2 protein-coding genes are annotated in these 1,288 nt (G+C 39.6%); both read left to right on the top strand.

Features of this window, described 5'->3' with window-relative positions; genetic code table 11:
- The coding region (locus J1N10_RS20900) for a Mu transposase domain-containing protein (protein WP_410053460.1) at positions 1 to 588 on the top strand (588 nt) is incomplete at its 5' end.
- A 16-nt stretch (positions 589 to 604) separates the two neighbouring features.
- A partial coding sequence (gene istB, locus J1N10_RS20895) for an IS21-like element helper ATPase IstB (protein WP_262328669.1) occupies positions 605 to 1,288 on the top strand: 684 nt, incomplete at its 3' end.

The following is a 1,288-nucleotide window of genomic DNA, read 5'->3' as shown; positions in this document are numbered from 1 at the left end:
AAACCGTTGCCTGTGGAACGCTACGAGATTAAAAAGCAGGCTATGGCTACGGTTATGCTCAACGGTCATGTGCTTCTTGGTGAAGACAAGCACTATTACAGTGTTCCGTATCAATACATCCGCAAACGCGTTAAACTGCTTTATACATCATCCTCTGTCGAGGTTTACTATAAATACAATCGCATTGCGACCCATAAGCGTGAGTTAAGGTCATACAACTATACTACAAACAGTGAGCATTTGGCAACTACGCATCGCTTTATTACCGATTGGACACCACAACGCTTTATCAACTGGGCAGCGTCTATTGGTGAGCCAGTTAAAGAATTTATTGTGCAACTGTTAGAGCACAAACAACACCCAGAGCAGGCTTATCGTAGCTGCATGGGCGTGCTTTCTATGGCCAAGAAAGTAGGAAACCAACGATTAAGCAATGCTTGTAAACGCGCATTGGAACATCATGTTTTCAACTATAAGATTATCCATAATATCTTAAAACGAGGTTTGGATAAATTAGATGATGAAGCTGATAATCAACAGTCTTTGCCATTTCATGACAACATACGAGGTGACAAATATTACGAATAATTAAAACTTATTAGCCATGAATGAAACAACACTATCTAAAATGCGGCAGATGAAGTTCTACGGTATGTACAGCTCTTTTATGACGGCAATAGAAACAGGCAAAACAGACCATTATACACTCGACCAGTTTGTGTCAATGCTGATTGATTCAGAGTGGGATGACCGGAATAATCGTAAAATAGAGCGAGCTATTAAAAATGCTCGCTTTCATTATAAAGCTTCAATGGAGAACATTGTTTATGACCAATCTCGCAATATTGACCAAACGAAGCTTATGCGATTAGCAGAATGCAGTTTCATCAGTAAAAATGAAAATGTGCTTATCACCGGAAGTACCGGAGCAGGTAAAAGTTACATAGCGACATCCCTTGGTTATCAGGCATGCATCTCTGGATTTAGAGTGATGTATTACAACACAACTAAGCTGTTTTCGAAACTCAAATTAGCAAAAGCAGATGGTTCCTACTTGAAGGAACTCGCTAAAATCGAACGGCAACATTTGATTATCCTGGATGATTTTGGATTGCAACCACTGGATAGTCAAAACAGAATTGCCTTGTTGGAAATTATGGAGGACAGACACAATAAGGGTTCGATGATTGTAACATCTCAAATACCCATCAAAGGTTGGTATGAAATTATTGGTGAAAAAACCATTGCAGATGCAATCCTTGACCGCTTAATTCATCAGGCACACCGT

It is taken from the genome of Carboxylicivirga litoralis (assembly GCF_025499605.1).
Classification (GTDB): domain Bacteria; phylum Bacteroidota; class Bacteroidia; order Bacteroidales; family Marinilabiliaceae; genus Carboxylicivirga; species Carboxylicivirga litoralis.
Note: the sequence above shows the minus strand (reverse complement) of the source record. Positions and strands in the feature narration are given on the sequence as shown.